This window comes from Pseudomonas sp. NPDC088429 (genome assembly GCF_044753305.1).
Taxonomy (GTDB): domain Bacteria; phylum Pseudomonadota; class Gammaproteobacteria; order Pseudomonadales; family Pseudomonadaceae; genus Aquipseudomonas; species Aquipseudomonas rustica.
Genome location: NZ_JBIVMX010000127.1, coordinates 1 through 4,549 on the forward strand (window position 1 = coordinate 1; position 4,549 = coordinate 4,549).

The window sequence follows — 4,549 nt, forward strand, 5'->3', positions numbered from 1 at the left end:
GGATGGTGAGTGTCGCCAGCCGGTCGCTGAAAGTGGCGAACCTGGATCTGGAAACCATTACGTAAGCCCACATAGAGGCTTTCCCCGGGAACGAGTCCCGCAGCGGTGGCCCAACGGGCCAAATCGTCCTGTTCAAACCCCAACCATAGTTCACCGCAGGCCTCCCTGGCCCAACTCTGGTTGTGGCTACATAACTCTGTCACGAGCAGACTACCGCCCGGTTGCAGCAGGTCGGCCATGTGCTTGAGCGCATCGGCCGGCGCGGCGAAATGGTGCAAGACCATATTCAGTACAACGCAATCGGCTTGAAGGCTTGTGCCGTTCAATGCATCGGCCAATTGCAGGCTGACGTTAGCCAGCTGTTCACGTTCGCATACCTGACGCGCCAGTTCGAGCATCGCCGGGCTGTTGTCCAGCGCGGTTACAGTGCCGAAGCGACGCGCCAGTTCCGGCAGAAAAGCACCATCGCCGGGGCCGACTTCAATGGCCGTGGCCGCACCATTGAAGTTCAGTTTGTCGAGCAGGGCCAGCACGCTGTCGCGGTACTGCGGCAGGCCGGCGATCAAGTCTTGCTGGGCGCGAAATTTCTCCGCGACCCGAGCGAAAAAGTCCTGACTGGCTGCGGCGCGTTGGCCGTGAACCTGCTCGATGCGCGCTTGCACGTCGTCAGGCAGATCGAGGTTGTCGACTTCTTCTAACAATGCCGCGTGCAATTTGCCGCCAAGCAATTCGGTGTGGGGCAGGGCGCGGCGATAAAAAATCGCGTTGCCTTCGCGGCGCGTTGCCACCAGATCGGCCTGCGCCAACACTTTAAGGTGATGGCTCATGCCGGACTGACCGATGCCGAAAATCTGCGCCAGCTCCAGTACGCCGAACGAATCGTTGGCCAGCGCGCGTAATACATTCAGCCGCAACGGATCGCCGCCGGCCTTGCACAGGGCCGCCAGCTCGTCGCAATCGTCATGGCGAATGGAAGGCACGCGTAAATTCATAGGGCCGCAGTCTAGTGACGGTGAGAATTCCTCGCAAGGGCAATATCAAAAAGTTTTGATATTGCTCGATCAATGGCGCTTTTTATTGCACTTCTAACCAAGCGGTTCACTCTACAAACGAACAGCGGAAAGGTTTCACCAGCCGAAACCGCCGTTAAGCATGGGAAAAACGCCTGCCGATGACTATCTATCATTGCCCCGAGGCGTCCCGGTGAGGGAAAATGCTCGCCTTTTTTCCGTTCCGATTATTCACCCTTAGTTTCAGAACCCCAGGAGATCAGCGATGCCTAGCCGTCGTGAGCGTGCCAACGCCATTCGTGCCCTCAGCATGGATGCCGTGCAAAAAGCCAACAGCGGCCATCCCGGTGCACCTATGGGTATGGCAGATATCGCCGAAGTGCTTTGGCGCGACTACCTCAAGCACAACCCGAGCAATCCATCGTTCGCCGACCGTGACCGCTTCGTGCTGTCCAACGGCCACGGCTCGATGTTGATCTACTCGCTGCTGCACCTGACCGGTTACGACCTGTCGATCGACGACCTCAAGCAGTTCCGTCAATTGCACAGCCGCACCCCGGGCCACCCGGAATTCGGTTACACCCCGGGCGTTGAAACCACCACTGGCCCGTTGGGTCAGGGTCTGGCCAACGCCGTCGGTTTCGCCCTGGCTGAAAAAGTCCTGGGCGCGCAGTTCAACCGTCCTGGCCACGACATCGTCGACCACCACACCTACGTGTTCCTGGGTGATGGCTGCATGATGGAAGGCATTTCCCATGAAGTCGCTTCCCTGGCCGGTACGTTGGGCCTGGGCAAGCTGATCGCTTTCTACGATGACAACGGCATCTCCATCGACGGCGAAGTCGAAGGCTGGTTCACCGATGACACCCCGAAGCGTTTCGAAGCCTACAACTGGCAAGTGATCCGCAACGTTGACGGTCACGACCCGGAAGAGATCAAGACTGCCATCGAAACCGCTCGCAAGAGCGCGCAGCCGACCCTGATCTGCTGCAAGACCACCATTGGTTTCGGTTCGCCGAACAAGCAGGGCAAAGAAGACTGCCACGGCGCCCCATTGGGTGACGCGGAAATCGCTCTGACCCGCAAGGCGCTGAACTGGAACTACGGCCCGTTCGAAATCCCGGCCGACATCTATGCCGAGTGGGATGCCAAGGAGAAAGGTCGTGCGGCCGAAGCCGAGTGGGATCAGCGTTTCGCTGCTTACTCCGCTGCGTTCCCGACCGAAGCCAACGAACTGATCCGTCGCTTGAGCGGTGAGCTGCCGGCTGACTTCTCCGAAAAAGCTTCGGCCTACATCGCTGAAGTTGCGGCCAAAGGCGAAACCATCGCCAGCCGTAAAGCCAGCCAGAACACCTTGAACGCGTTCGGCCCATTGCTGCCGGAACTGCTTGGCGGCTCCGCTGACCTGGCCGGTTCCAACCTGACCCTGTGGAAAGGTTGCAAAGGCGTCAGCGCTGAAGATGCCAGCGGCAACTACATGTACTACGGCGTGCGCGAATTCGGCATGACCGCGATCATGAACGGCGTGACCCTGCATGGCGGCCTGGTGCCTTACGGCGCGACCTTCCTGATGTTCATGGAATACGCCCGCAACGCCGTGCGCATGTCCGCGCTGATGAAGAAGCAAGTCATCCACGTCTACACCCACGACTCCATTGGTCTGGGCGAAGACGGCCCGACGCACCAGCCGATCGAGCAACTGACCAGCCTGCGTACCACACCGAACCTCGACACCTGGCGTCCAGCCGATGCCGTTGAATCGGCCGTGGCCTGGAAAAATGCGCTGGAGCGCAAGGACGGCCCTTCGGCGCTGATCTTCTCGCGTCAGAACCTGCAACACCAGGAACGCGATGCTGGCCAGATCGCCGCCATCAGCCGTGGCGGTTATGTACTGAAGGACTGCGCAGGCGAGCCTGAGCTGATCCTGATTTCGACCGGTTCGGAAGTGGGTCTGGCGGTTCAGGCTTACGACAAGCTGACCGAACAGGGCCGCAAGGTGCGCGTGGTTTCGATGCCGTGCACCAGCGTGTTCGATGCTCAGGACGCGGGCTACAAGCAGGACGTTCTGCCGTTGCAGGTTGGCGCGCGTATCGCGATCGAAGCGGCGCACGCTGACTTCTGGTTCAAGTACGTGGGTCTGGAAGGTCGCGTGATCGGCATGACCACTTACGGCGAATCGGCTCCGGCTTCGGCACTGTTCGAAGAGTTCGGCTTCACCCTGGAAAACATCCTGGGTCAGGCTGAAGAACTGCTGGAAGACTAAGCAGTACGAATGCGGTGGCCCCAGCCACCGCATTCCCCTGTAGGAGCTGCCGGAGGCTGCGATCTTTTGATCTTGATCTAAAAAAAACAGGATCAAAAGTTCGCAGCCTCCGGCAGCTCCTACAGGGGGTTGTGTTGTAGCGAATACTATCGAGAACCCCATGCCTCAACCGCGTCCTTACAAAGTTGCACTCAACGGCTACGGCCGGATTGGTCGTTGCGTCTTGCGTGCGTTGTTTGAGCGAGGCGAGAAAGCCGGGTTTGAAATTGTCGCGATCAACGATCTGGCGGACATGGCCAGCATCGAATACCTGACACGCTTCGACTCCACCCACGGCCGCTTTCCGGGCGAGGTGCGAGTAGAAGGCGATTGTCTCTATATTAATGGCGACTGCGTGAAGGTTCTGCGCAGTGCCACCCCCGAAGGTATCGATTGGGCGTCGCTTGGCGTCGATCTGGTGCTTGAGTGTTCCGGTGCCTACAACACCCGCGAAGACGGCCAGCGCTTTCTCGACGCCGGCGCGCCACGCGTGTTGTTCTCGCAGCCGATGGCCAGCGAGGCGGATGTCGACGCCACCATCGTTTACGGCGTCAATCAGGATTGCCTGACCGGCGACGAACTGCTGGTGTCCAACGCCTCCTGCACCACCAACTGCGGCGTGCCGCTGTTGCGTCTGCTCGACAAGGCCATCGGCCTCGATTACGTGTCGATCACCACCATTCACTCGGCGATGAACGATCAGCCAGTGATCGACGCCTATCACCACGAAGACCTGCGCCGCACGCGCTCGGCGTTCCAGTCGGTGATCCCGGTGTCCACTGGTCTGGCTCGCGGGATCGAGCGTCTGCTGCCGGAACTTGCCGGGCGAATTCAAGCCAAAGCCGTACGCGTGCCGACGGTCAACGTGTCCTGCCTCGACATCACGATGCAGACCGCCACCGCGACCGACGCCAATGAGGTCAACCGGATCCTGCGCGAGGCCGCCACCAGTGGCCCGCTCAAAGGCCTGCTCGCCTATACCGAGTTGCCGCACGCCAGTTGTGATTTCAACCATGACCCACATTCGGCCATCGTCGATGCCAGTCAGACCCGTGTTTCCGGCCCAAAACTGGTGAACATCCTGGCCTGGTTCGACAACGAATGGGGTTTTGCCAACCGAATGCTGGACGTTGCAGAACACTATCTGCAAACAGCCATTTCAAAAAAACCGTAGGAAGTGCGACCCATGACCGTGTTGAAGATGTCCGACCTCGATCAGCAAGGTAAGCGCGTATTG

The 4,549-nt window shown here is 59.5% G+C and carries 3 protein-coding genes; 2 read left to right on the forward strand and 1 reads right to left on the reverse strand.

Features of this window, described 5'->3' with window-relative positions; all coding sequences use genetic code 11:
* Window positions 1-992, reverse strand: a 992-nt coding sequence (locus ACIP66_RS28135; protein WP_400652498.1) for an ArsR/SmtB family transcription factor, incomplete at its 3' end; no start/stop codon positions are given.
* A 283-nt stretch (window positions 993-1,275) separates the two neighbouring features.
* On the opposite strand from ACIP66_RS28135, the gene tkt reads away from it, so the two are divergent.
* Both tkt and epd read left to right on the forward strand, forming a co-directional pair.
* Window positions 1,276-3,273, forward strand: a complete 1,998-nt coding sequence (gene tkt, locus ACIP66_RS28140) for a transketolase (protein WP_053124625.1) — start codon at window positions 1,276-1,278, stop codon at window positions 3,271-3,273.
* Between the two features lie 160 nt (window positions 3,274-3,433).
* Entirely contained in the window at window positions 3,434-4,486 is a 1,053-nt protein-coding gene (gene epd, locus ACIP66_RS28145; protein ID WP_053124623.1) for an erythrose-4-phosphate dehydrogenase, read from the forward strand.
* The last annotated feature ends 63 nt before the right edge of the window (window positions 4,487-4,549 follow it).

What these genes read in the sequence shown, in the direction of transcription:
- tkt (WP_053124625.1), top strand. Translation starts at nt 1,276, where the DNA reads ATGCCTAGCCGTCGTGAGCGTGCCAACGCCATTCGTGCCCTCAGCATG.
- epd (WP_053124623.1), top strand. Translation starts at nt 3,434, where the DNA reads ATGCCTCAACCGCGTCCTTACAAAGTTGCACTCAACGGCTACGGCCGG.